This is a genomic window from Micromonospora mangrovicola, assembly GCF_047200535.1.
Taxonomy (GTDB): domain Bacteria; phylum Actinomycetota; class Actinomycetes; order Mycobacteriales; family Micromonosporaceae; genus Micromonospora.
In genome coordinates this window covers 1-1,003 of the sequence record NZ_JBJZOG010000243.1, presented here as the reverse complement: position 1 = coordinate 1,003, position 1,003 = coordinate 1, and the positions used below count along the sequence as shown (strand labels likewise).

At 71.9% G+C, this 1,003-nt stretch carries 1 protein-coding gene; it reads left to right on the top strand.

The genetic code is table 11. From position 1 onward, the window contains the following. Nucleotides 1–1,003: transposase (locus ACL02O_RS34280; RefSeq protein ID WP_412822334.1), on the top strand; the 1,003-nt coding region annotated here is incomplete at both ends.

Genomic DNA, 1,003 nt, shown 5'->3' with positions numbered 1-1,003 from the left:
CGGTGACCTGGCCGGGCGGCTGCGGGCCGTGCTGTCGGGCGGTGACGACTACAGCAGCACCGGCAAGCCGGTCATCGACTGGGACGACAAGACCGCCCGCGACGCCCTCGTCGACTCCCGCGCCCGCGACGGCTACGCCCTGCTCGCCACCCTTGACGGGCTCACCGACCTGCCGGAGCCGGTGGGTCAGGCGATGCGGCTGCTGGCCACCGTCCTAGGCCAGGACCTGGAGGCCGGCGACGACGGGACGCTGCGGATCGCCCGGAAAGTCGCCCCGGATCGGGTGATCTCCACCGTCGACCCGCAGGCCCGGCACGGACACAAGACCAACCACCGCGGGTTCGACGGCTACAAGGCCCACATCGCCATCGACCCGGACGTCGAGGTCATCACCGCCACCGCGGTCACCGCCGGCAACACCGGAGACGTCGAACCGGTCGCCCGGCTCATCGCCGACCTCACCGACCCGGCCACCGCCACCGCCGACGACACCGCCGTCTACGGCGACGCGGCCTACGGCGCCGGCGAGGTCCTGCAACAGCTCGACACAGCGGGGATCGACATCAAGACCAAGGTCCAACCACCGGTCGCCCCCACCGGGAAGTTCACCAAGGACCGCTTCGAGGTCAACCTCCACGACGCCACCGTGACCTGCCCCAACGGCCTGACCGTCGCGATCCGGCCGGTCAAAGGCCACACCCGCCACGCCGGCAAAGCCGACTTCGGCACCGCCTGCGCCACCTGCCCGCTACGCGGGCAGTGCACCGACTCCAAAACCGGCCGCAGCATCACCATCAGCCGGCACGAAGCCCGCCTCACCGCCGCCCGCACCCGCCAAACCGACCCTGCCTGGCAGGCCGACTACCGCGCCACCCGACCCAAAGTCGAACGCAAAATCGCCCACCTCATGCGCCGACGCCACGGCGGACGACGCGCCCGCATGCGCGGCCGCCACCGCGTCGCCGCCGACTTCACCCTCCTCGCCGCCGCGATCAACCTCACC